Annotated in this window: 15 protein-coding genes; 5 read left to right on the forward strand and 10 right to left on the reverse strand. The window is 71.4% G+C overall.

The window, feature by feature from the left end; translation table 11 throughout:
- Nucleotides 1-69 precede the first annotated feature (69 nt).
- Both AB0M99_RS13240 and AB0M99_RS13245 read left to right on the forward strand, forming a co-directional pair.
- A complete protein-coding gene (locus tag AB0M99_RS13240) occupies nucleotides 70-2,526 on the forward strand; it encodes a DNA topoisomerase IV subunit A (RefSeq protein ID WP_365919627.1) in 2,457 nt (818 codons plus the stop codon).
- A gap of 118 nt (nucleotides 2,527-2,644) precedes the next feature.
- Nucleotides 2,645-4,792: a restriction endonuclease gene (locus tag AB0M99_RS13245; protein WP_365919629.1), complete on the forward strand. Its 2,148-nt coding sequence runs from the start codon at nucleotides 2,645-2,647 to the stop codon at nucleotides 4,790-4,792.
- Here the strand turns inward: AB0M99_RS13245 and AB0M99_RS13250 are convergent.
- Both AB0M99_RS13250 and AB0M99_RS13255 read right to left on the reverse strand, forming a co-directional pair.
- Nucleotides 4,789-5,937: a GTP-binding protein gene (locus AB0M99_RS13250; protein WP_365919631.1), complete on the reverse strand. Its 1,149-nt coding sequence runs from the start codon at nucleotides 5,935-5,937 to the stop codon at nucleotides 4,789-4,791. The genes AB0M99_RS13245 and AB0M99_RS13250 overlap by 4 nt on opposite strands.
- 35 nt (nucleotides 5,938-5,972) lie before the next feature.
- A complete protein-coding gene (locus tag AB0M99_RS13255; RefSeq protein WP_365919633.1) occupies nucleotides 5,973-7,133 on the reverse strand; it encodes a citrate synthase/methylcitrate synthase in 1,161 nt (386 codons plus the stop codon).
- Nucleotides 7,134-7,203: 70 nt separating this feature from the next.
- Here AB0M99_RS13255 and AB0M99_RS13260 point away from each other — a divergent pair, with 70 nt between their 5' ends.
- Nucleotides 7,204-8,427 carry a citrate synthase gene (locus AB0M99_RS13260; protein ID WP_365919635.1) on the forward strand — a complete coding sequence of 408 codons (1,224 nt, stop codon included), beginning with the start codon at nucleotides 7,204-7,206 and terminating at the stop codon, nucleotides 8,425-8,427.
- Between the two features lie 39 nt (nucleotides 8,428-8,466).
- Here AB0M99_RS13260 and AB0M99_RS13265 read toward each other — a convergent pair whose 3' ends face one another.
- From AB0M99_RS13265 to AB0M99_RS13290, 6 genes are all read right to left on the reverse strand, one after another.
- On the reverse strand, nucleotides 8,467-10,074 hold the full coding sequence (locus AB0M99_RS13265) for a glycoside hydrolase family 13 protein (RefSeq protein WP_365919637.1): 1,608 nt from the start codon (nucleotides 10,072-10,074) through the stop codon (nucleotides 8,467-8,469).
- 89 nt (nucleotides 10,075-10,163) lie between these two features.
- A complete protein-coding gene (locus AB0M99_RS13270) occupies nucleotides 10,164-11,039 on the reverse strand; it encodes a carbohydrate ABC transporter permease (protein WP_365919639.1) in 876 nt (291 codons plus the stop codon).
- Nucleotides 11,040-11,053: 14 nt separating this feature from the next.
- On the reverse strand, nucleotides 11,054-11,962 hold the full coding sequence (locus AB0M99_RS13275; protein ID WP_365919641.1) for a sugar ABC transporter permease: 909 nt from the start codon (nucleotides 11,960-11,962) through the stop codon (nucleotides 11,054-11,056).
- A 96-nt stretch (nucleotides 11,963-12,058) separates the two neighbouring features.
- Entirely contained in the window at nucleotides 12,059-13,459 is a 1,401-nt protein-coding gene (locus tag AB0M99_RS13280) for an extracellular solute-binding protein (RefSeq protein WP_365919643.1), read from the reverse strand.
- 228 nt (nucleotides 13,460-13,687) lie between these two features.
- Nucleotides 13,688-14,707 carry a LacI family DNA-binding transcriptional regulator gene (locus AB0M99_RS13285; protein WP_365919645.1) on the reverse strand — a complete coding sequence of 340 codons (1,020 nt, stop codon included), beginning with the start codon at nucleotides 14,705-14,707 and terminating at the stop codon, nucleotides 13,688-13,690.
- Between the two features lie 125 nt (nucleotides 14,708-14,832).
- Nucleotides 14,833-19,059 (reverse strand): discoidin domain-containing protein, encoded by a 4,227-nt coding sequence (locus AB0M99_RS13290; RefSeq protein WP_365919647.1) that lies wholly within the window; start codon nucleotides 19,057-19,059, stop codon nucleotides 14,833-14,835.
- A gap of 278 nt (nucleotides 19,060-19,337) precedes the next feature.
- Here AB0M99_RS13290 and AB0M99_RS13295 point away from each other — a divergent pair, with 278 nt between their 5' ends.
- The gene (locus tag AB0M99_RS13295) at nucleotides 19,338-20,963 is read left to right on the forward strand and encodes a sensor histidine kinase (RefSeq protein WP_365919649.1); all 1,626 of its coding nucleotides are present in this window, start codon (nucleotides 19,338-19,340) and stop codon (nucleotides 20,961-20,963) included.
- Nucleotides 20,960-21,658, forward strand: a complete 699-nt coding sequence (locus AB0M99_RS13300; protein WP_365919651.1) for a response regulator — start codon at nucleotides 20,960-20,962, stop codon at nucleotides 21,656-21,658. The genes AB0M99_RS13295 and AB0M99_RS13300 overlap by 4 nt, the downstream gene beginning before the upstream one ends.
- 40 nt (nucleotides 21,659-21,698) lie before the next feature.
- On the opposite strand, the gene AB0M99_RS13305 is transcribed toward AB0M99_RS13300, so the two are convergent.
- Nucleotides 21,699-23,291, reverse strand: coding sequence for a cation acetate symporter (locus AB0M99_RS13305; RefSeq protein ID WP_365919653.1), 1,593 nt, complete (start codon nucleotides 23,289-23,291; stop codon nucleotides 21,699-21,701).
- Nucleotides 23,288-23,794 carry a DUF485 domain-containing protein gene (locus tag AB0M99_RS13310; RefSeq protein ID WP_365919655.1) on the reverse strand — a complete coding sequence of 169 codons (507 nt, stop codon included), beginning with the start codon at nucleotides 23,792-23,794 and terminating at the stop codon, nucleotides 23,288-23,290. The genes AB0M99_RS13305 and AB0M99_RS13310 overlap by 4 nt, the downstream gene beginning before the upstream one ends.
- Nucleotides 23,795-23,841: the final 47 nt, after the last annotated feature.

The raw sequence follows: 23,841 nt of genomic DNA on the forward strand, positions 1-23,841 counted from the left end.
TCCAGCCAGACCCCGCCCCACCCGTGAGACCCAGCTCATCCCGATTCTTGGTTAAGGAGCCGCGCAGCGATGGCCCGCCGCAGCACGAAGACCCCGCCGCCGGAGGATTTCGAGGAGAAGATCCTCGACATCGACGTCGTCGACGAAATGCAGGGCTCCTTCCTCGAGTACGCGTACTCGGTGATCTACTCCCGCGCCCTGCCCGACGCCCGGGACGGCATGAAGCCGGTCCACCGCCGCATCGTCTACCAGATGAACGAGATGGGCCTGCGCCCCGACCGCGGGTACGTGAAGTGCGCCCGTGTCGTCGGCGAGGTCATGGGCAAGCTGCACCCGCACGGTGACGCCTCCATCTACGACGCCCTCGTCCGCATGGCGCAGCCCTTCTCCATGCGGCTGCCGCTCGTCGACGGCCACGGCAACTTCGGCTCGCTCGGCAACGACGACCCGCCGGCCGCGATGCGCTACACCGAGTGCAAGATGGCCGACGCCACGTCGCTGATGACGGAGTCGATCGACGAGGACACCGTCGACTTCACCGCGAACTACGACGGCCAGGAGCAGGAACCGGTCGCGCTGCCCGCGGCGTACCCGAACCTGCTGGTCAACGGCGCCTCCGGGATCGCGGTCGGCATGGCCACCAACATGGCCCCGCACAACCTGGGCGAGGTCATCGCCGCCGCCCGGCACCTGATCCGCTACCCGCAGGCGGACCTGGAGGCGCTGATGCGCTTCGTGCCGGGTCCCGACCTGCCCACGGGCGGCCGGATCGTCGGGCTCTCGGGCATCAAGGACGCGTACGAGAGCGGTCGCGGCACCTTCAAGATCCGCGCGACGGTGGCCGTGGAGAACGTGACGGCGCGCCGCAAGGGCCTGGTCGTCACGGAACTGCCCTTCACGGTTGGTCCCGAGAAGGTCATCGCGAAGATCAAGGACCTGGTCGGCTCGAAGAAGCTCCAGGGCATCGCCGACGTCAAGGACCTCACCGACCGCTCGCACGGCCTGCGCCTGGTCATCGAGATCAAGAACGGCTTCCACCCGGAGGCCGTGCTGGAGCAGCTCTACAAGCTGACGCCGATGGAGGAGTCCTTCGGCATCAACAACGTCGCGCTGGTCGACGGACAGCCGCTGACCCTGGGCCTCAAGGAGCTGCTGGAGGTCTACCTCGACCACCGCTTCGAGGTCGTGCGCCGGCGCAGCGAGTTCCGCCGGGGCAAGCGGCGCGACCGGCTGCACCTGGTCGAGGGCCTGCTGGTGGCCCTGCTCGACATCGACGAGGTCATCCGCCTCATCCGCGACAGCGACAACTCCGCGCAGGCCAAGCAGCGCCTGATGGAGCGCTTCTCGCTGAGCGAGATCCAGACCCAGTACATCCTGGACACCCCGCTGCGCCGGCTCACCCGCTTCGACCGGATCGAGCTGGAGTCCGAGCGCGACCGGCTCACCGGCGAGATCGACGAGCTGACCGGGATCCTCGACTCCGACACCGAGCTGCGCAAGCTGGTCTCCACGGAACTGGCCGCGGTCGCCAAGAAGTTCGGCACCGAGCGCCGTACGGTGCTCCTGGAGTCGGCCGGCACCCCGGTCGCGGCGGTTCCGCTGGAGGTCGCCGACACCCCGTGCCGGGTGCTGCTCTCCTCCACCGGCCTGCTGGCCCGTACGGCGAACGCCGACCCGCTGCCCGAGGACGAGGGCGGGAGCCGGGCGAAGCACGACCTGATCGTCTCGCAGGTCGCCGCCACCGCCCGGGCGGACGTCGGCGCGGTCACCTCGTACGGGCGGCTGCTGCGGCTGTCGGTGATCGACCTGCCGCAGCTGCCGGACACGCACGCCGCGCCGAACCTCGCGGGCGGCGCCCCGGTCTCGGAGTTCCTGTCCGGTCTGGAGGCGGACGAGAAGGTCGTCTGCCTGACCTCGCTGGACGAGTCCGGCCAGGGTCTGGCGCTGGGCACCGAGCAGGGCGTGGTCAAGCGGGTCGTGCCGGACTACCCGGCCAACAAGGACGAGCTGGAGGTCATCACCCTGAAGGAGGGCGACCGGATCGTCGGCGCGGTCGAGCTGCGCACGGGCGAGGAGGACCTGGTCTTCATCACCGACGATGCCCAGCTGCTCCGCTACCCGGCGGGCCAGGTGCGCCCGCAGGGCCGCCCGGCGGGCGGTATGGCGGGCATCAAGCTCGCCGACAACGCGAAGGTGATCCACTTCTCGGCCATCGACCCGGCCCGGGACGCCGTGGTGTTCACCGTGGCCGGCTCGCACGGGACGCTGGACGACTCGATGCTGTCCGGGAAGCTGACCCCGTTCGACCAGTACCCGCGCAAGGGCCGGGCCACGGGCGGCGTGCGCTGCCAGCGGTTCCTGAAGGGCGAGGACCTGCTGGTGCTGGCCTGGGCGGGCGCGTCCCCGGTCCGGGCGGCGACCGCGAACGGCACGCCGGCCGAGCTGCCGGCCGTGGACCCGCGGCGGGACGGTTCGGGCGCCGCGCTGCCCGCTTCCGTGGCGGCGCTGGCGGGGGCCGCGCTGTAGGACGTAGACCGGCGGGCGGGGTGTCGGGGGCCGCGGTCCTCGACACCCCGCCCCGTGCCGGATGCACCGACTACTGTTTTCCCGTTGGTGCTTGCGGGCGGGCGGGGGAAGAAAGCTGATGAGTCGTCGGTCGGGCGGATCGATCGGGGACTGGGCCGAGGCCCAGCGCCGGCAGCAGCGTACGCAGCTGATCCAGCAGCGTGAGGCCGAGCGCCGCCAACGGGCGTACGAGCGGGACGTGGCCCGGGGCCAGCGCGAGCAGCAGGCGGCGTACCGGCAGCACCGCGAGGCGGAGGCCCGGCGGCGTTCGGAGCGGATCGAGGCGGAAGTGGCCGCCCTGCAGGGCCTGCTGGCCGCGGGCTGCCGGGCGCCCGCGTTCCGGATGGCCGGGCTGGTACGGCAGCCCGAGGTGCTCGCGCCGTTCAACCCCGGGAACCTGGCGCACCCCGTGCCGATGCCCCGCATCGAGCAGTTCCAGCAGCCGGGCGGCTGGCTGCCCGGCGCCGGCCGGCGCGCCCAGGCGGAGCGCGAGGCGCACGCACGGTACACCCAGGCCTGGCAGGCGGCGCACGCGGCCGAGACCGAGCGGCGCCGGCAACTGGCGGCCTACCGCGAGCAGTACGACCGGTGGGCGGCCGAGCAGCAGGCCGGGGTACGCCGGCACAACGAAGGGCTGACCGAGCTGGCCGCGGCGCTGCGGGCGGGCGATGCCGAGGCGGCCGTCGAGTACTTCTCGGCGGCCCTGTACGCCTCCACCGCCTGGCCCGAGGCCCTGCCGCGCCAGGTCTCGGCGGCGTACGACCCGGCGGCCCGGCAGTTGGTGCTGGACTGGGAGCTGCCGCGGTACGAGGTGGTGCCGGAGGCCAAGTCGGTCCGTTACGTGCCGAGTACCGACCAGGACAAGGAGACGGCCCGCCCGGCCACCCAGCGGCGGGGCCTGTACCGGGACCTGCTGGCCCAGTGCGTCCTGCTGGTGGTGCGCGAGCTGTACGCCGCGGACGAGTTCGGCGCGCTGGACTCGGTGGTGGTCAACGGCTTCGTGGACGACCACGATCCGGTGACGGGCCGGGAGACCCAGCTCGTCCTGACCACCGTGTCGGCCGCGCGCTCCGCCTTCACCGGGCTGCGGCTGGAGCAGGTGAGCGCGGTGGACTGCCTGGTCGAGGGGTTGCGCGGGCAGCTGTCGGCGCGCCCCGATCAGCTGACCGCGGTACGGCCCGGGCGCAGGCCCGCCGAGGTCGGCGGCGCGGGCGGCGTCGTCAGCCACGGTGGGCACGCGGCCGACGGCGAGGACGAGCCCGACCTCTTCGCGATGGACCCGATCGCCTTCGAGAACCTGGTCGCGGAGCTGTTCCGGGCGATGGGCATGGAGGCGGTGACCACGCAGCGCTCGGGCGACGGCGGTGTCGACGTCGAGGCGCTGGACCCGGCACCGATCCGGGGCGGGCGGATCGTGGTCCAGGTCAAGCGCTACCGCAACACGGTGCCGCCGACGGCGGTACGTGACCTGTACGGCACGGTCCAGGACGCGGGTGCCAACAAGGGCGTGCTGGTCACCACTTCTTCCTTCGGGCCCGGGTCGTACACCTTTGCCAACGGCAAGCCGCTGGAGTTGGTTCCCGGGGCCGAGCTCGTGGAGCTCCTGCACCAGTACGGGCTGCGCGGGCGCCTCGGCGGCGGGAGCGGCGGAGCCTCCGTCCCGGCCCAGCGGACGCCGGAGCCGCGGCCGCAGGCGCAGACGCAGCCAGGGCCGCAGCCGCAGCCGCAGCCCGCCGCGCCCCCGGAGCACAACGTGCTGGGCATGTCCTGGTCGGGCCAGGTCGCGCTCGACGTGTGCGCGCTGGTCTGCGAGGGCAGCCGGGTGCTGAGCGAGGACCACTTCGTGTTCTTCAACAACCCGTGCACGCCGGACGGTTCGGTGCGCACCCGGGCGCACTGCGCGCCCGACAAGGCCGCGCTGGAGGTCTCCTTCGAGGCGCTGCCGCAGCGCGCCGACCGCCTGGTCCTCGTCGCGGCGATCGACCCCGAGGCCGACCCGAACGCCGACCTCGCCGGCTTCACCGACGCACACGTCCGCCTGCTCGGCGCCGACGGCGAGGAGCTCGGCCGCCTGGAGGTCTCCGACGGCCGCGCCGGGGAAACCGCCCTGGTCCTCGGCTCGTTCCGGCGCCGGGCGAACGGCGACTGGGACTTCGTGATCGGCGGCAAGGGCTACCGCGCCGGGCTGGAGGACCTCCTGCGCGAGCACGGCATCGAGGTCGCCTAGCCGGGATCGGCTCCGGGCTCCGGCTGCGGCTCCGGCTCCGATTCGGGCTCCGATTCAGGCTCGCGCCGGGCCACGTACCGCAGGACGCCCCACATGCTCTCCGGGCCGAGTTCCCGCGGGGAGGGTTCGCGGCAGTCCGCGAGTTCGCCGAGGAGTGCGGGCCCGTCGGTGCCGGAACCGATCAGGACGAGCTGCGTCAGTCGGGGCTCGCCCCGGCCCCAGGGCTGCGGGACGAAACGCAGGAAGCGGCCGACCGCGTGGACCTCGTAGCGCTCCTCGTGGCCGGGGACGCCGAAGTAGACGAAGCCCTTGATCCGGTAGAGCCCGGCCGGCCGGCGGTCCAGGAAGTCGATGAACCGCCTCGGGGAGAGGGCCTGCTCGGAAACGAACTCGACGCTCTCGTACGACGCGTGCGCATGGGCGCAGTGGTCGCCCTCGTGGTCATGGCCGTGGTCGTGGTCGTGGTCGTGGTCGTGGTCGTGGTCGTCCGCCTCGGCAAGCAGGTCCTCGAAGGAGAGCTGTCCGCGGGTCTCCGTCCACGGGCGGCGGTCGAAGAGCAGCTCGGGGTCGATCCGCCCGTGGTCGGCGCCGATGACCGGGGTTCCCGGTGCGCAGAGGGTGCCCAGTACGCCCTCGATGCACGCCCGTTCGGCGCCGTCCACCCGGTCGGTCTTGTTGAGGACGACGAGGTCGGCGACGGCGAGGTGGCGGTCGGTCCCGGGGTGCTTGTCCCGGGTCGCGTCGAACTCCGCCGCGTCCACGACCTGCACCATGCCGCCGTAGCGGATGTCCGGATTCTCGCTGGCCATCAGCATCCGGATCATCTCCTGGGGCTCGGCCAGCCCGCTCGCCTCGATGACGATCACGTCGATGCGGTGGACCGGCGCGGCGAGCTTCTCCAGGTACGCGTCCAGTTCGCTGCCATCCACCGCGCAGCACAGGCAGCCGCTGCCGAGGGAGACCATCGAGTCCCCGACCTGGCCCGCCACCGACATCGCGTCGATCTCGATCGACCCGAAGTCGTTGACGACCACCCCGATGCGCGTGCCGCCCCGGTTGCCGAGGAGGTGGTTGAGCACGGTGGTCTTGCCGGATCCGAGGAATCCGGTGAGGACGACGACGGGGATGGCCTGCCTGCTGTTCACCCGCCCGATCGTAGCCAGTGCCGCCTCGGGCGCCGTCAGCCGAGCGGCGGCACCGGCTGGGGCGGGGTCGGTCCGGTGTAGCGGGCGGCCGGTCGGATGATCTTCGAGTCGACCGCCTGCTCCAGGATGTTCGCGCTCCAGCCGACCACCCGGGCCGCGCAGAAGGTCGGGGTGAACATCTCGCGGGGCAGCCCGCACAGCTCCATGACCACGCCCGCGTAGAACTCGACGTTGGTGTGGAGCTCGCGGCCCGGCTTGAGCTCGGCGAGGATCCTCTCGACCTGCCGCTCGACCTCGACGGCGAAGTCGACGCGCGGGCCGCCGAACCGGCCGGCGATGTCCCGCAGCATGCGCGAGCGGGGGTCCTCGGTGCGGTACACGGGGTGCCCGAAGCCCATGATCCGGTCCCCGGCCAGCACCCGCTCGCGGATCCACGGGTCGATCCGGTCGGCCGTTCCGATGGCGTCCAGCGTGTCCAGGGCCCGGCTGGGCGCCCCGCCGTGCAGCGGCCCGGAGAGCGCGCCGATCGCCCCGGTGAGGCAGGCCGCGATGTCGGCGCCGGTGGAGGCGATCACGCGGGCGGTGAAGGTGGAGGCGTTGAAACCGTGGTCGATGGTGGAGATCAGGTACTGCTCGACCGCGCGGGCCTTCGCGGGGTCGGGTTCCTCGCCGGTCAGCATGTACAGGTAGTTGGCGGCGTACGGGAGGTCCTCGCGCGGCTCCACCGGCTCCAGCCCCTGCCCGAGCCGGTGCAGGGCCGTGAGCAGGGTCGGTACGGCGGCGCAGGCGGCCAGCGCGTCGGCGGCCCGGCGCTCGGGGTCGAGGTCGTACACCGGGCGGAAGCCGGCGCAGGCGCCGAGCAGCGAGAGTGCCGTGCGCAGCCCCGCGAGCGGGCCGGCGAGGGCCGTGGCCCCGGCCAGTACGGGCAGGGCGTCCCGCACCTCGGCGGGCAGCCGGCGCAGCGGTGCGATCTCGGCGGCGAAGGCGGCCCGCTCGGCGGCGTCGGCCGGGAGCGTGCCGCGGAACATCAGCTGCCACACGTCCTCGAAGGTGCGGCTCGCGGCGAGCTCGACGGCCGAGTACTGGCGGTAGTGGTAGAAGCCCTCACGGCCTCGGACGTCACCGAGCTGGGTGTCGGTGACCACTACTCCCGCGAGACCGCGCGGGCCTTTGAAGGTATTGACGGTGGTGTTCATGGATCGACCATCGATGATTGATGGAATCCTTGTCAATATTGATTGAATCAACGTGTATAGGCTGTCGTGCATGAACGAAGAGCGACGGCTCACCACCCGGCAGGCCGCCGAACTGCTCGGGGTGAAGCCCGCCACCGTGTACGCCTACGTCAGCCGGGGCCAGCTCACCAGCCGACGCGACCCGGTCGGCCGGGGCAGCAGTTTCGACGCGCGGGAGGTGGCGGAGCTGGCCCGGCGCAACCGCCGCGAGGCAGCGGCCCCCGCCGGGGAGCTCTCCGTACGCACGGCCCTCACGCTCATCGAGCCGGACCGGTACTACTTCCGGGGTGTGGACGCCGTGGCACTGGCCTCGCGCCACAGCTACGAGGAGGTGGCGGAGTGGCTCTGGACGGGCGCGCTCCCGCGCGGGGCGCGCTTCACGGCCCCCGCGGAACCCCTCGCCGCGGCCCGGCGGGCGGTCGCCGCCCTCCCCGAGCACAGCGGTCCGGTCGACCGGCTGCGCGTGGCGCTGGCCGCGGCGGCGGTCGCGGACCCGCTGCGCTTCGACCTGTCCGAGGAGGCCGTACTGGGCTCCGCGCGCTGCCTGATCCCCACGCTGGTCGGAGCCCTGCCCGAGGCCGGGCCGTCCGGGTGGCCGGGGGACGGCCGCATCGCCCGGCAGCTGTGGGCGCGGCTGACGGCGCGCGATCCGGACCCGGACGCGCTGGCCGTGCTGGACCTGGCGCTCGGGCTGCTGGCCGACCACGACCTGGCCGCCTCCACCCTGGCGGTACGGGTGGCCGCGTCCGCCCGCGCCCATCCGTACGCGGCGGTGTCGGCCGGCCTCGGCGCGCTCGAAGGGCCGCTGCACGGCGCGGCCGGCCGCCTGGCGCACCGGATGCTGGTGGAGGTCCTGGAGCGGGGCGGGGCCGCTCCGGTGGTGGCCGAGTACCTGCGCGCGGGCCGGCGGGTGCCGGGGCTCGGGCACCGGTTGTACAAGGGCGAGGACCCGCGCGCGCAGGCACTGTTCGCCCGGCTGGAGGGGCTGCCGCAGGCCGCGCCCGCGCTGGGCGCCGCGCGGGAGGTGGCCGCGACGATGACCCGGCAGGGCGGGCTGCACGCCAATGTGGACCTGGCGCTGGCGGTGCTGACCGTCTCGTGCGGGATGGCGGCGGAGGCCGGGGAGACGGTCTTCGCGGTGGCCCGCACCGCGGGCTGGATCGCGCACGCACTGGAGGAGTACCAGGAACGGCCGCTGCGGATGCGCCCGAGCGGCGAGTACCACGGGCCCCGCCCGCCACAGCCGATGCCGTGACGGGCGGATCCCCCACGGGGTGACGGTCCGGCTGCGGCGTCAGGTCCGCAGCCAGACCGCCGTGTCCTGCGCGAGCAGCCCCCTGTCGTCCAGGGCCGAACTGCTCAGCAGGAGTCTCGTACCGGCCGGCAGCGCCACCGGCTCCGGCGAGAGGTTGACCATGCAGACCAGCCCGTCGGGGCGGTCGAAGGCGAGCACTCCGGGCTGCGCGCTGCGCCACTCCAGCGAGCCGCCGCCGAACCCCGCCGCGGCCCGGCGCAGCGCGAGGGCCGTGCGGTAGAGGGTGAGCATGGAGCCGGGGTCGCCGGCCTGGCGGTCCGCCGCGTACGCCGCCCAGTCCGCGGGCTGGGGCAGCCACGGGTCGTTCCACGGATCGGCGGTCCACGGCAGCGGCACCCGGCACCCGTCGCGCCCGGGGTCGACGCCGCCGGAGCGGAAGTGCATGGGGTCCTGGATCCGGCCGAGCGGTATCTCGGCTTCCGGCAGCCCCAGTTCCTCGCCCTGGTAGACGTACACGGCGCCGGGCAGGGCGAGCGTCAGCAGGGCCGCGGCGCGCGCCCGCCGGGTGCCGAGCGCCAGGTCGGTCGGGGTCCCGAAGGCCTTGGCCGCGAAGTCGAAGCCGGTGTCGGCCCGCCCGTAGCGGGTGACCGTGCGGGTCACGTCGTGGTTGCACAGCACCCAGGTGGCCGGGGCTCCGACCGGGGCGTGTTCGGCGAGGGTCTCCTCGATGGAGGTGCGCAGCCGCCCGGCGTCCCAGGGGCAGCTGAGGAAGGAGAAGTTGAAGGCGGTGTGCAGCTCGTCGGGGCGCAGGTAGCGGGCGAAGCGTTCGGAGTCCGGCAGCCAGACCTCGCCGACGAACACGGCTCCGTACTCATCCGCGATGGCGCGCCATGATCGGTAGATGCCGTGCAGTTCGTCCCGGTCGATGTACGGGTGGGTCTCGCCGGGCCAGGGTCCGGGCGAGCGGCCGGCCAGGTCGGGCAGCGCGGGGTCCTTGGCGAGCAGGGCCGCGGAGTCGATCCGTACGCCGGCCACGCCCCGCTCGAACCAGAAGCGCAGCACTTCCTCGTGCTCCCGGCGGACGGCCGGGTGGTCCCAGTTGAGGTCGGGCTGCTGCGGGGTGAACAGGTGCAGGTACCACTCCCCGTCCGGTACCCGCGTCCAGGTGGCGGCGCCGTTGAACTGCGAGGGCCAGTCCCCGGGCGGCAGCTCCCCGTGTTCCCCGCGGCCGGGGCGGAAGTGGAAGAGCTCCCGCTCGGGGCTGCCGGGGCCGGCGGCCAGGGCTGCCCGGAACCAGGCGTGCTGGTCGGACACGTGGTTCGGGACGATGTCGACGATGGTGCGGATGTCCAGCTCGCGGGCCTCGGCGATGAGCTTCTCGGCTTCGGCGAGGGTGCCGAAGGCGGGGTCGATGGTGCGGTAGTCGGCGACGTCGTAGCCACCGTCGGCCAGCGGGGACAGGTACCAGGGGGTGAACCAGAGGGCGTCCACCCCCAGTTCGGCGAGATGGGGCAGGCGGGCCCGGACGCCCGCGAGGTCGCCGGTGCCGTCCCCGTCGCCGTCGGCGAAGCTGCGCACGTACACCTGGTAGATGGCGGCCGAGCGCCACCAGTCGGCGGCGCTTTCGGGCAGGGGAAAGTCGGCCACGGAGGGGTCCTTTCACGGTGTCCTGGTACGGAAGCGGCCGGGGACGGCGATGGAGGCCGGGTTCCGGATGTTCCGGATGGTCGGGGTGGTCAGCCCTTGAGGGAACCTGCCGTCAGACCGCTCATGATGTTGCGCTGGAAGATCAGGAAGAGGATCAGTGTGGGTGCGGAGGCCATCGCGAGCGCGGCGACGAGATGGTTCTCGGGAACTCCTCTGGCCAGCGAGTGGATGCCGACGTTGAGCGTCTGCAGGGCCGGGTCGGGAAGGGTGAGCATGGGCCAGAGGAAGTCCTTCCAGACCCCGACGACCGCGAAGATCGACACGACGCCGAGGACGGGCCGGGACATCGGCAGGACCACGGAGCGCAGCGTGCGCAGGGCGCTCGCCCCGTCGATGGCTGCGGCGTCGAGGATCTCACCCGGGATGGAGTCGAAGAACCGCTTCAGCAGGAAGATGTTGAAGGCGTTGGTGACGGAGGGCAGCCAGATCACCCAGGGCGAGTTGAGCAGGTTCCGCTGGATGAGCGGCATGTCCAGGACCGTGAGGTACTGCGGTACGACGAGCACGGTGGCCGGGATCATCAGCGTGGCCAGCATCATCCCCAGGACGGCCTTGCCGAACACCGGCCGCAGCTTGGACAGCGAGTAGGCGGCGGCCACGTCGAGCACGAGCTGGAAGGCCAGGGCGCCGAAGGCGTAGTAGAGCGTGTTGAAGAGCAGCTTGGCGAGGTCCATGACCTTCCAGGCCGACGTGTAGTTGTCGGCGTGCAGCGAGTCCGGCACCAGGGTGGGCGGGACCTGCGTGAACTCCTGGGTGCTCTTGAGGCCGTTGGCGACCATCCAGTAGAGGGGCCCGAGGAAGACGAGGGTGAAGCCGGTGACGACCAGGACGAGGAGCGTCCAGTAGGCGATCTTGCCTCGGGTGCGGCCGAGTTGGGCCGGCGATATCAGCGTGCGCTCTGCCATGTAAGTGCTCCCGGTCAGTTCTCGTTGTCGCGGCTCAGCCGGACGTAGACGGCGGAGAAGCCCGCGAGCAGGACGAGCAGGCACAGGCCCAGGGCCGCGGCGCCGCCGTACTGGTTGAAGCTGAAGGCGTACTGGTAGATGAGGACGACCACGGTGGTGGTCGAGCCCTCGGGTCCGGCGCCGCCGGTCAGCATGAACGGTTCGACGAACACCTGCATCGTCGCGATGACCTGCATCAGCAGCATGAGCGAGAGGATGAGCTTGGTCTGCGGGATGGTGACGTGCCAGATCTTGCGCAGCAGTCCGGCTCCGTCGAGCTCGGCGGCCTCGTAGAGCTCGCCGGGGATCCCCTGGAGGGCGGCCAGGTAGATCAGCGTGGCCCCGCCCATGTTCATCCACGTGGAAGCGATGACGACGGACAGCATTGCGGTATCGGTGGATTGCAGCCAGTCTTGCGGCGGAAGGTGCAGGAATTCCAGGGCCCTGTTGAAAATTCCGTAACCGGGGTCGTAGAAGTACTTGAAGAGCAGGATCGAGGCCACCGGCGGCAGCATCACCGGCAGGTAGACGAGGAGCCTCAAGTACCCCTGGGCGTGCCGGAACTCGTTGAGCACGAGGGAGACGACGAAGGGGACGGCGAAGCCGAGGACCAGCGCGAGTCCCGTGAAGAGCAGGGTGTTGCGCCAGGCCTGCCAGAAGTTCGGGTCGCCGAAGACGTAGCGGAAGTTCTCCCAGCCGACCCAGCGGGTGGCGCCGCCCTCGGTCTTCTGGAAGGCCAGCAGGAACTCCCGGACCATCGGATACCAGGAGAAGAAGGAGAAGCACAGGACGGCGCCGATCAGAAAGCCGTGGGCCGTGAGGTTCCGCTTGACCGCCCGGAGGAGTTCCTCGCGGGAGGTGCCGGACAGGGTGGGGGCCGACATCGCCGCTCCTTGGTGGTCGCCGTCTGTACGCGGGCGGGTGCCCGGGGGTGGGTCCGGGCCGGGGAGGGCCGCCCGGACCCCGCCCGGCCAGGGCCGCTACTGGTTGGCCAGCACCTGGTTGACCGCCTTCTCCGCTTCGGCGAGGAGCTGGGCCGGGTCGGCGTCCTTGTTGGTCAGGACACCCGACATCACCTTGTCGAGGACCTTGTAGACCTCCTGCGCCTTGGCCGGCTCCGCCTTGCCCGCGACCGGGTTGTCCAGGAAGGACTTGAAGTTGGCCACCGGCATCGTGGCGCTCGCCGCCTTCAGCTCGTCGTCCTTGGCCTTGCTCGCGCCGGTGAAGAAGGCGGGCTGGGGGAGGCCGACCGGCAGGCCGTCGGCCTTGCTGCGGTCGTACTGGAACTGGCCCTTGCCGACCGCGAGGGTCTTGAAGTTCAGCCAGGCGACGGCCGCCTTGATCTTGTCGGGCGAGCTGCCCTTCTTGATCACGTAGCCGTTGCCGCCGGCCAGGGTGGCCGCGCCGCCGGGCATGGGGCCCATGCCGAAGTTCTCGTACTTGGCGCCGAGCTGCTGGACCATGTACGTGATGTCGTCGGGGGCCGCGAGGAACATGCCGAGCTTGTCGGAGGCCATCTGCTTCTGCAGGTCACCCCACTTGAGCAGTTGGGTCTTGCCCATGCTGTCGTCCTCCCAGCGCATGGCGTGGAGGTTGTCGACGATCTGCCTGCCCGTGGCGTTGTTGAAGGCGGCCTTGCCGTCGGCGCCGACGACGTCGCCGCCCAGGCCGTACATGGCCGCCGTGTAGTGCCATCCGCCGGTGTTCTCGACGCTGTACTCGCCGTAGCCCGCGGTGCCGTTGCCCAGGGCCGCGATCTTCTTGGCGGCCGCCCGGACCTCGTCCCAGGTGCGCGGCGGGGTGTCCGGGTTCAGGCCGGCCTGCTGGAAGAGCTTGCGGTTGATCAGCAGGCCCATCGTGTAGTTGCTGGTGGGCAGGCCGTAGAGCTTGCCGTCCCGCTTGAGGACGTTCAGGACGTTCTTGTCGATGTCGTCGAACGCCGGGACCGACTTGGCGGTGGCGTACGCCGAGATGTCCTCGGCCCCGTCGTTGTCCAGCACCTGCTGCAGGTCGGTGAAGTAGGCGTAGAAGACGTCCGGCTGGGACTTGGCCTTGAGCATCGCGGTGAAGCGCGGGGGCTCCAGACACTGGCCGGGGGTGGAGCGGCCGTCGATCGTCACGTTCGGGTAGGTCTTGTTGAACTCCGCGACGTCCTCCTTCCACTGCCCCAGCTCGGCCGCCTTCGCCGCCGGCGGCATGCAGTCGATGGAGAGCGTGACCTTGGTCTTCGGGTCGAGCGGGGCGGAGGCGTCGGTGGAACCGCCGGCCGGCTGCTCCTTCTTGTCGGCGCCGCTGCTGCTCGTACCGCAGGCCGCGAGGGCCGTGACGGCGAGCGCGGAGACGAGGGCGGCCGCGGTGGCACGGCGGATGTCGGTTCTCATCGGTGGTCCCCTTCGAGCATCGAGCAGGAGGCGTGGAGTCAGGTGCAGGGGCGAGCGCGGCACACTCAACCACCACCCACAGATGAACGCAATATCTCGCGCAGATTTCGTAAGACTTTGACAGAGAGATGCCGGACAGGTCGAGCGGAGAACGCAAAACAGGGCTCCGGAAACGTCCGTCGGACGTTTCCGGAGCCCTGTTGTACGGGGTGCGCGACCCCGGTGCCGCTACGCGGCCGGGTTGCGGGGGGCCTGCGCGGTGGAGCCGCGGACCACCAGCTCGGGCTCGAAGAGCAGCTCGCCGGGCTGCACGGCGGCGCCCTGGATCTGCGCGGTGAGCAGTTCCACGGCGGCCCGGCCCATGGCCTCGATGGGCTGCCTGACGGTGGTCAGCGGGGGCTCGGTGCAGTTCATGAAGGCCGAGTCGTCGTAGCCCACGACGGAGACGTCCCGGGGTACGCCCAGCCCCCGGCGGCGGGCCGCCCGTACGGCACCCAGGGCCAGCGGATCGCTGGCGCAGATGATGCCGGTCACCCCGCGGTCGAGCAGCCTGGAGGCGGCCGCGTGCCCGCCCTCCAGGGAGAACAGGGCGCGCTCCACGTGCTCGGCGGGCAGCTCTGCGCCGGCCGCGGCGGCGACGGCCTGTGCGGCGACCAGCTTGCGCAGGGAGGGGATGTGGTCGGGCGGACCGAGCACCAGGCCGATGCGCTCGTGGCCGAGGGAGGCGAGGTGGCGCCAGGCCTGTTCGACGGCCACGGCATCGTCGCAGGACACGCACGGGAAGCCGAGGTCCTCTATGGAGGCGTTGATCAGCACCACCGGGACCTTGCGGTCGGACAGCAGCCGGTAGTGCTCGTGCGGGGCGTCAGCCTGGGCGAAGAGCCCGCCGGCGAAGACGACGCCGGACACCTGCTGCTGGAGCAGGAGTTCGACGTAGTCGGCCTCGGAGACGCCGCCGGTGGTCTGCGTGCAGAGGACCGGGGTCAGCCCCTGCTGGGCCAGCGCACCGCCGATGACCTCGGCGAAGGCCGGGAAGATGGGGTTCTGGAGCTCCGGGAGGACCAGGCCGACCAGCCGTGCCCGCTCGCCCCGCAGCTGGGTGGGGCGCTCGTAGCCGAGGACGTCCAGGGCGGTGAGCACGGACTGGCGGGTCGCTTCCGAGACGCCCGGCTTGCCGTTGAGCACCCGGCTGACCGTTGCCTCGCTGACCCCCACCTTCTTCGCTACCTGAGCAAGTCGTCGCGTCATGGGCGCAAGAGTAGCGCAAGGAATGCAAGTTCCTTGCGGATCGATTACAGCCAGTTTGAGCCGAAGTCTCGGTCATGCGGGTGCCGCCCGGGAAGACCCCGGGCGGCACCCGCGACGCCCGCCCGCTAGGGCAGTTGGTTGATCTTGAAGGTGGTGGTCGTGTTCCGCACGTCCACCGCGTTGTCGCTCAACTTGAGGTTGTGGATGGTGACCTCACCGACCGCCGGACCCTGCCCCGCCTCGGGCATCTCGTTGGCCCAGAGGCCGAATCCGGACTTGGCGTCGTAGGCGTCACCGCTCTTCTTCGCCCCGGTGATGGTGATGTCCTTCAGGACGGTGTCCTTGATGGGATTGACCGGTTGACCGCCCACGTATTGCGTCTGGAACATGATTCCGCTGTACGTCGGGTCGATGATGTCGACGTTGTTGATCCGGATTCCCTGGAACACCTTCGACGCCGAGAAGATCCAGATTCCGGGGAACGTCTGCGCTCCCCAGAAGTGGCCGCCGGAGCGGACGATCGAGATGTTCTCGAAAGTCGTCGGATCGGTCCCGAAGCCGTTCATCGGATACCCGAAGTCCAGCGAGCTGATGGTGATGCCCGAATAGACGAGGGTGTCGGCGATGTAGACGTTGCGGAAGATGTTGTCGAAGCCGCCGTACACGGCGACACCGGCCGCGCGCCAGGTCAGGATCGCGGTCAGGTTCTCGTAGACGTTGTTCTTCATGTCCGCGCCGCCCGCGTCGATCGCGGAGAAGAGCGCGAAGCTGTCGTCGCCCGTGGACCGCGCCTCGTTGTTGGTCACGAGGTTGTCCGTGCTGCCGTTGGTCATGTTGATGCCGTCGGCGAACGTGTCGCGGATCCGGGAGTTCTTGATGGTGATCCGGTCGGTGTTGGCGCCCCAGTAGAGGCACACCGTGTGCTCGTTCCAGATGTTGTCGATGGTCATGTCGGTGACGTTGGAGAAGTCGAAGACCTTGCCCGGTCCGTCGATCCTCGACGTGTAGTTGCCGAAGTAGGCGAAGCCCGCGAAGGACGAGCCCTTGGCAGTGCCCTCCGCGCGCCAGCCGATGTCGGTGTTGTCCTGCGAGGCCGGGGCGTGGAAGCGGGTGAACCACGGTCCGGCGCCGACGACCTGCACGGCCTTGCCGTACACCTGGAACTTGGAGGCCGTCTGGTAATCGCCCGGCGGCAGGTAGACGCCGACGAGCTTGCCGGTGGTGTCCATCCGGACCTTGTCCAGGGCGTTCTGCACGTCCTGGTGGGTGAATCCGGTCGGCACGGTGTAGGTCGCCGGGTCGGGGTTGGGCGCCGCCGAGGCCTGCTCCAGGCTCACGAAGTCGATGGCGTAGGTCGAGGTGTTGGTCGCGTCCTTCTGGAGGCGGATCCTGCTGCCCTGCGGGACGGTCTCGCCCAGCAGGATATTGGCCTCGTCGTAGATGTGGCGCGGGGCGCCCGCGCTCGGCGCATTGCCGGGCGAGGCCTCGGCCCCGTACAGCCAGGCGTACTTGGAGGTCAGCGGCAGGGTCTTCCTGAGGGTGCCGTTGACGTAGACGTTGATGGTGGAGTCGATGCCGCCGCCGCCCGGGGCGTCCGGGATGGAGAACCGGGTGACCAGGGTGTTGGTGGCGGCCCTGGTGGTGAACTCGACGTACTCGCCGGTCGCGTCCAGGTTCACGGCCTTGCGGCCGGAGGCCTCGCCCGCGATGTCGCCGATGGTGCGGTTGGGCCCGACCACACTGGCCCCGCCGCCGACGACCCCGTCCTCCGCCTCGTACGTGTCGAAGGGCATGTTCGCCCCGCGGCTCACGAAGAAGGGCTTGGTGGAGGTGTTGTTGCCGCGCTTGACCGGCAGTTCGTTGGAGTCGTCGGAGAGGACCACCTTGACGCTGTACTTGCCGTTGGCGGCCGTCCAGTTGCCGAGGGCGATCGGGGCCGTGGAGGCACCGGCCGCGAGGGCTCCGCCGAAGGATCCGGTCAGGGTGCGGACGGTGGCGCCACCGGCGTCCTGCAGGGTGAGGGTGACGTTGTGCGCACCGGAGGCGGCCGCCACGGTGCCCTGGTTCCTGACGGTGACGCCGAAGTCCACCGACTGGCCCGCGGAGGGGGCGCCCGGCGACCAGGTGACGGTCGAGGCGACCAGGTCCGAGCTGTCGACCGGCCTGACCACCAGCGGGGAGCCCGTGAAGGTGTTGTTGCTGTCGTTCTGCTCGATGACCGCGTTCGCCTCGTCGACGACCGCGTCGAGCGGGTACGAACCCGCGTCGCGCGGGCCGATGCCCGCGGTGACGGTGGCCGTGGCCCCCGCGGCCAGGGCCGGGACGGCGGCCAAGACGGCCTTCGTGCCCCCGAGCCGGAAGGCGACCGCGGTGGCGGCGGCCGGGGCCGGCCCGCTGTTCTTGACGGTGGCGGACAGGGTGACGGAGTCCGACTCGACCGGGGCGGCCGGGCTCGCGCTCAGTGCGGTGATCTCCAGGTCGGGGTTGGGCGCCGGGACGCCGATGACCTGGAACTCCGCGATCTGGCCGTTGGAGGAGCCGGTGTTGGAGGTGAAGCGCAGCTGGACGTCCGCGACGCGGGCGGTCAGCGGGATGGTGACGGTGTTGCCGGACGCCGGGTTGAAGGCGTAGTCCTTCGCGGCGACGAGGCCGGTGACCCCCGGGGCGCTCTGCTCCCGGCCGAGGACCTCGATGTTCTGGGTGCGCGCGCCCCAGCTGCTGTCCGGGTTGAGCTTCAGTACGAGGCGGTCGACGTCCGCGTTGGCGCCGAGCCGGACCGTCAGGGTGCTCGGGTAGGTGCCGGCCGCACCCTCCCAGTAGGTGGCGGTGCTGTTGTCGTTGGCGTTCTCCGCGACGAAGGTGTGGATCACGGAGGAGCCGGTGACGGGCTTGCCGACGGCCAGGTTGGAGCCCCCGCCCCCGCTGCCGTTGCGGGTCGCGGAGTTGCTGTCGCCGGAGCGGTTGCCGGCCGCGTCCTTGGCCCGCACGAAGTAGGTCACGGTCGCGCTCGCGGGCTGGCTGTCCGTGTACGTGGTGGCGCTGCCCGCGACCGTGGTGCGCAGCAGGTTGTTGGCGTACACCTCGTAGCCGGTGACGCCGACGTTGTCGGTGGAGGCCTGCCAGGCGAGCTCGATCTGGCCGGCCGCCGGCTCGGTGAGGGTCAGGGAGCCCGGGGTCGTCGGGGCCTGGGTGTCACCGGTGCCGCCGGCGCGGGTCACGCTGTTGCTGTTCGGCGACTGGTTGCCGGCGGCGTCCTTGGCTCGGACGTAGTAGGTCACGCTCGCATCGGCGGGCTGGGTGTCGGTGTAGGTGGTGGCGTTGCCGGCGACGCTCGTGCGCAGTTGGTTGTTGGCGTATACGTCGTAGCCCGTGACCCCGGTGTCGTCGGTGGAGGCCTGCCAGGTGAGCTTGATCCGGCCGGTTGCCGGCTCGGTGTACGCGAGCTGGGCCGGGGCCGTCGGCGCCCGGGTGTCCCCCGTCTGCGGGCCGTAGATCTCCAGCTCGGAGAGCTGGCCTCCGGGCTGCACGGAGTTCGCGGATATCCAGACGCGGAGGTGGCGGGTGGTCGCGGCGTCGAAGGCGATGGTCACCGCGTTCGCCCCGGCGGCGTTGAATTCGTACGTCCTGGACGCGGTCAGGTCGGTGTAGTCCGAGCCGTTGGCACTGCCCTGGATCTTCAGGGTCTGGGTGCGGGCGCCCCAGTTCTCGGGCAGCCGCAGGACCACCCGGTCCACGCGGACGGAGGAGCCGAGGTCCGCCTGGATCCACTGGGGCATGGCGTTGTTCACACTCTCCCAGTAGCTGGCCGTGCTGCCGTCGTTGGCGTTGGCCGGGAGGTAGACCTGGGTGCTGCTGCTCGCGGTCAGGGTCTTGCCGAGCGCCAGGTTCGTCGAGGACTCGCCGGCGGCGTGGACCTCCAGCTCGGAGAGCTGGGCGGCCTGCCAGCCGGTGTTGGCGGTGATGTCGATCCGGACGTACCGGGTCTGTGAGGCCGGGAAGGCGATGGAGACGACGTTCCCGCCGCCCTGGCCGAAGGTGTACGTCGCCGAGTTCACCAGGGTGCTGTAGCTGGTGCCGTCGGCGCTGCCCTGGACGGACAGGGTCTGGTTCCGGCTCTCCCAGGCGGCGGGCAGCTTGAGCACCACCTGGTCGACGCGGGTGGTGGCGCCGAGGTCGGTCTGCACCCACTGCGGGAAGGTGCTGCCTGCGCTCTCCCAGTACGTGGACTGGTCGCCGTCGGTGGCGTTGGCGGCCGAGTAGGCGCCGTTGGTGCTGCTGGCGGCGGCGGGCCTGCCCGCCGCCGCGCTCGGTCCGCCGGCGGCCGCGGCGTGCAGAACGGGCCAGCCCAGCATCAACAAGGCTGCACTGATCAGGACGGCCAGGGCTCGCCGTCTCCGGTTGTTGTGCCTTCTCATATGTCCTCGTCCCTCGACATGAACTTTCTGAGCCGGGTGAGATAGGAATTTGCGTTGTGCGGTGCGAGAGTTGCAGAGCTTTGGCGAGTCGTCTACCTCACTGACCGCACTTTTACGCCCTCATTGCTTGCGCAAGCTGGGCGCAAATAACGCAAGCGATTTGCGTGCATGCTGGAAATTCCCATTACGCCCGAACCGCCCTACCGTTCGTACACATGCGGTCCCTGCGGTTCCTCCACACGAGCGCTCGGCGCCTCGGGCTGCCCAGACGGGCCGTCTCCCAGATCCTGCTCACCCAGCTCGCCATCGCCGCCGGGGTGCTGCTGCTGGCCACCGCGCTCTTCCTGGCCCCCCTGAGTGCGCAGCTCGACGATCAGGCCATGCGGCGTGCGCTGGCCATCGCCCAGAGCGCCGCGGCCGACCCGGAGCTGGCGTCCGGCCTCCTGCGCTCCGGACCCGCGGCGGACGGCCCGGTGCAGGCGGGCGCCGAGCGGATCCGGCGGGCGACCGGAGCCGAGTACGTGGTCGTCCTCGACCTGGACGGCATCCGCCGCTCCCACCCCAGCTCCGACCGGATCGGACTGCCCGTCTCCACCGACCCGAGCGACGCTCTGGCGGGCCGCGAGGTGATGGAGATCGACGAGGGCACCCTGGGCCGCTCCGCGCGCGGCAAGGTCCCGCTGCTATCCGCCGACGGCGAGATCATCGGCGCGGTCTCGGTCGGCATCGCCTACGACAGCGTCCGCGACCGGCTGCTGGGCGCCATCCCCGGCCTGCTCGCGTACGCGGGCGGCGCCCTGGCGGCAGGCGCGCTGGCCGCCGTCCTGCTGGCCCGGCGGATCCAGCGACAGACCCGCGACCTGGCCTTCTCGGACATCGCCGGGCTGCTGGCCGAGCGCGAGGCGATGCTCCACTCCATCCGCGAGGGCGTGATCGCCCTCGACCCGGACGGCCGGATCCGCCTGGTCAACGACGAGGCCGCCCGCTTGCTCGGCCTCTCGCCCGACCTCGCCGAGGCCGTCGCGGGACGTGCGCTGGACGACGTACTCGGCGCCGGCCGCACCACCGACGTACTGGCCGGCCGGGTCAGCGGCCGCGACCTGCTCACCGTGCAGGGCCCGCGGGTCCTGGTCGCCAACCGGATGCCGACCGAGGACGGCGGCGCCGTGGCCACCCTGCGCGACCGCACGGAACTGGAGCACCTGAGCCGCGAGCTCGACTCCACCAAGGGCCTGATCGACGCCCTGCGCGCACAGGACCACGAGCACGCCAACCGCCTCCACACCCTCCTCGGCCTCCTGGAGCTCGGCCTGCACGAGGAAGCCGTCGAGTTCGTGACCGAGGTCGTCGGAGTGCACCGCAGCACCGCCGAACAGGTCACCGAGAAGATCCACGACCCGCTGCTGGCCGCCCTGCTGGTCGGCAAGGCGACCGTCGCGGCGGAGCGCGGGGTCCCGCTACGGCTGGCCCGCGCCGCACACCTCCCCGACCGCCTGGTCGATCCCGGCGGCCTGGTCACCATCGTCGGCAACCTGGTCGACAACGCCCTGGACGCTGCCGTGGGCTCGGCGACGCCCCTGGTGGAGGTGGACCTGCGCACCGAGGGCCGGGCGGCGGTCCTGCGGGTCCGGGACAGCGGGCCGGGCATCCCGCCGGCCCGGCGCGAGGAGATCTTCACCGAGGGCTGGTCGACCAAGCAGCCCCGGGCCCTGCGCGAGCGCGGGCTGGGTCTCGCGCTCGTACGCCGCCTCGCCGAGCGGCAGGGCGGCACGGCCGTGGCCGGTGAAGCAGCGGACGGAGGGGCGGAGTTCTCCGTCGTACTCCCGGAGGCTCTGCGATGAACGAGGCCCCGAGCAGGGTTTTCACCGTATTGGTCGTCGACGACGACATGCGGGTTGCCCGGATCAACGCGGCCTACGTGGAGAAGGTTCCCGGTTTCCGCGTGTCGGGCCAGGCCCATTCGGCGGCCGAGGCCCTGGAGTTCCTGTCGGCCCTCCCGGTGGACCTGATCCTCCTGGACCACTACCTGCCGGACGAGAACGGCCTCGACCTCGTACGCCGGCTGCGCCAGCTGGGCCACCGGACCGACGTGATGATGGTGACGGCAGCCCGCGACCTGGCCACCGTCCAGGCCGCCATGCGCCTCGGAGCCCTGCAGTACCTGGTCAAGCCCTTCACCTTCGCCGGCCTGCGGACCAGGCTGGAGGCCTACGGGGCGCTGCGCCGGACCCTGGAGACGGGCGGCGAGGCCGAACAGGCCGAGGTGGACCGCATCTTCGGCGCCCTCGCCGCGGCCGGCACCCCGAACGAGCTCCCCAAGGGCCACTCCCCCACCACCGCGGAACTGGTCCGCCAGGTCCTGCGCTCCGCCGAGGGCCCGCTGTCCACCCAGCAGGTCGCCACGCGCGCGGGCATCAGCCGCCAGACCGCCCAGCGCTACCTGAAGCTGCTGGAACGCAGCGGCCGCGTCACCCTGGCCCTTCGCTACGGCGAGACGGGCCGCCCGGAACACCGCTACTCCTGGTGCCCCTCCTAGGACCCTGCCCGGAGCCGCCCCGGAGCCCCGGCCGCCGGGCTCAGACGGCCCCGGCGCCGGTCAGGGAGCGGACCTCCGTCTCGGCGTACTTCCCCTCGTCGGCGGGCTCCGCGGAGGTGACCGTACCCAGCCAGCCCGCCAGGAAGCCCAGCGGGATCGAGACCAGGCCCGGGTTCTGGAGCGGGAAGTACGCGAAGTCCACGCCCGGGAAGAGGGATTCGGGACTGCCGGACACCACCGGCGAGAGGACCACCAGCAGCACCGCCGGCACCAGCCCCCCGTACACCGACCAGACGGCGCCCCGCGTCGTGAAGCCGCGCCAGAACAGCGAGTACACCAGCACCGGCAGATTCGCCGAGGCCGCCACCGCGAAGGCCAGCCCCACCAGGAACGCCACGTTCAGGTCCTGGGCGAGCAGTCCGAGGGCGATGGCCACGGCCCCGATGCCGACGGCCGCCATCCTGGCCACCGCCACCTCGCTGCGCTGCTTGGCGTGTCGGCGCTTGAGCGAGGCGTACAGGTCGTGCGCGACCGAGGCCGAGGAGGCGAGCGTGATCCCGGCGACCACCGCGAGGATGGTGGCGAAGGCGATGGCGGCCACGAAGGCGAACAGCACAGCGCCCCCGGTGGATTCGGCGCCCCCGCCGAGATACGCCGCCAGCAGCGGAACCGCCGTGTTCCCCGAGGCGTTGGAATTGCGGACCTGGTCCGGCCCGAGCAGTGCGGCGGCCCCGAAGCCGAGCACGATGGTCATCAGGTAGAAGCCGCCGATCAGCGCGATCGCCCACACCACCGACCGGCGGGCGGCCCGTGCGGTCGGCACCGTGTAGAAGCGGGACAGGATGTGCGGCAGCCCGGCCGTCCCGAGCACCAGCGCGAGCCCGAGGCTCATGAAATCGAACCGGGCCGTCCAGTCCCCGCCGTACTTGAGCCCGGGGCCCAGGAACCGCTGCCCGTGCCCGCTGCGCTCGGCGGCGCTGGTGAGCAACTGGTCGAAGTTCCCGTGGAAGCGGAGCAGTACGAGCACCGTCAGCGTGATCGCCCCGCCCATGAGCAGGACGGCCTTGACGATCTGGATCCACGTGGTGGCCCGCATCCCGCCGAAGGACACGTACACCACCATCAGCGCACCGACCCCGACCACGGTCAGCGTCCGGGCACCGGTGCTCGAATTCCCGAGCAGCAGGCCCACCAGGCTGCCCGCGCCGACCATCTGGGCGACGAGGTACAGCACGGACACGACGACCGACGAGGTTCCGGCGGCGATCCGGACCGGCCGCTCGCTCATCCGGGCGGCGACCACGTCGGCGAGCGTGAAGCGCCCGCAGTTGCGGACCAGTTCGGCCACCAGGAGCAGCACCACCAGCCACGCGACGAGGAAGCCCACCGAGTACAGCATGCCGTCGTAGCCGAACAGCGCGATCAGTCCGGAGATGCCGAGGAAGGAGGCGGCGGACATGTAGTCGCCGGCGATGGCGAAACCGTTCTCCAGCGGGGAGAACAACCGCCCGCCCGCGTAGAACTCCTCGGCCGATCCGTGCCTGTTGCGGCTGACCCAGGTGGTGATGCCCAGGGTGACGGCGACGAAGAGGCTGAACAGGATCAGCGCCATGGTCTGGTGCTCGGTGGTCACCGGCCGTCCCCCCGGGTCCGGGCCCGCGTCCCGGCATCCGCCCGGCGGACCTGCTCCTGCTCGAAGACCGTCCAGCGCAGGTCGAGGGCGGCCCGGTCGCGGCGCAGCCGCGCGTGCCGGGCGTACGCCCAGGTCAGCAGGAAGGTGCTGAGGAACTGGCCGAGGCCCGCCAGCAGCGCCACGTTGACCGAGCCCGCCACGGGCCGGGCCATGATCCCGGGCGCCATGGTGGCGGCGCCCACGTAGGCGACGTACCAGAGGAAGAAGCCGGCGGTGGCGGGGACGACGAACCGTCGGTAGCGGCTGCGGACCTCCTGGAAGGCGGCGCTGCGCTGCACTTCGAGGTAGATGTCGGACGCCCCGGGCGCGGGCCGGGCACCGGGGTCCGGGCGCGGCGGGGACGTTTCCTCGCCCTCGACCTCACCCCAGCCGACGGCCAGCGCGTCGTACCAGGGGTCGTCGAGCCGGATCGTTCCGGCATCACGACCTTCGTGCTTGTCCACCGAACTCTCCTTGTCCGCTGCCGCATTGGCCGCGTGCCCACAAGGAT

It is taken from the genome of Streptomyces sp. NPDC051183 (assembly GCF_040682455.1).
Lineage (GTDB): Bacteria > Actinomycetota > Actinomycetes > Streptomycetales > Streptomycetaceae > Streptomyces.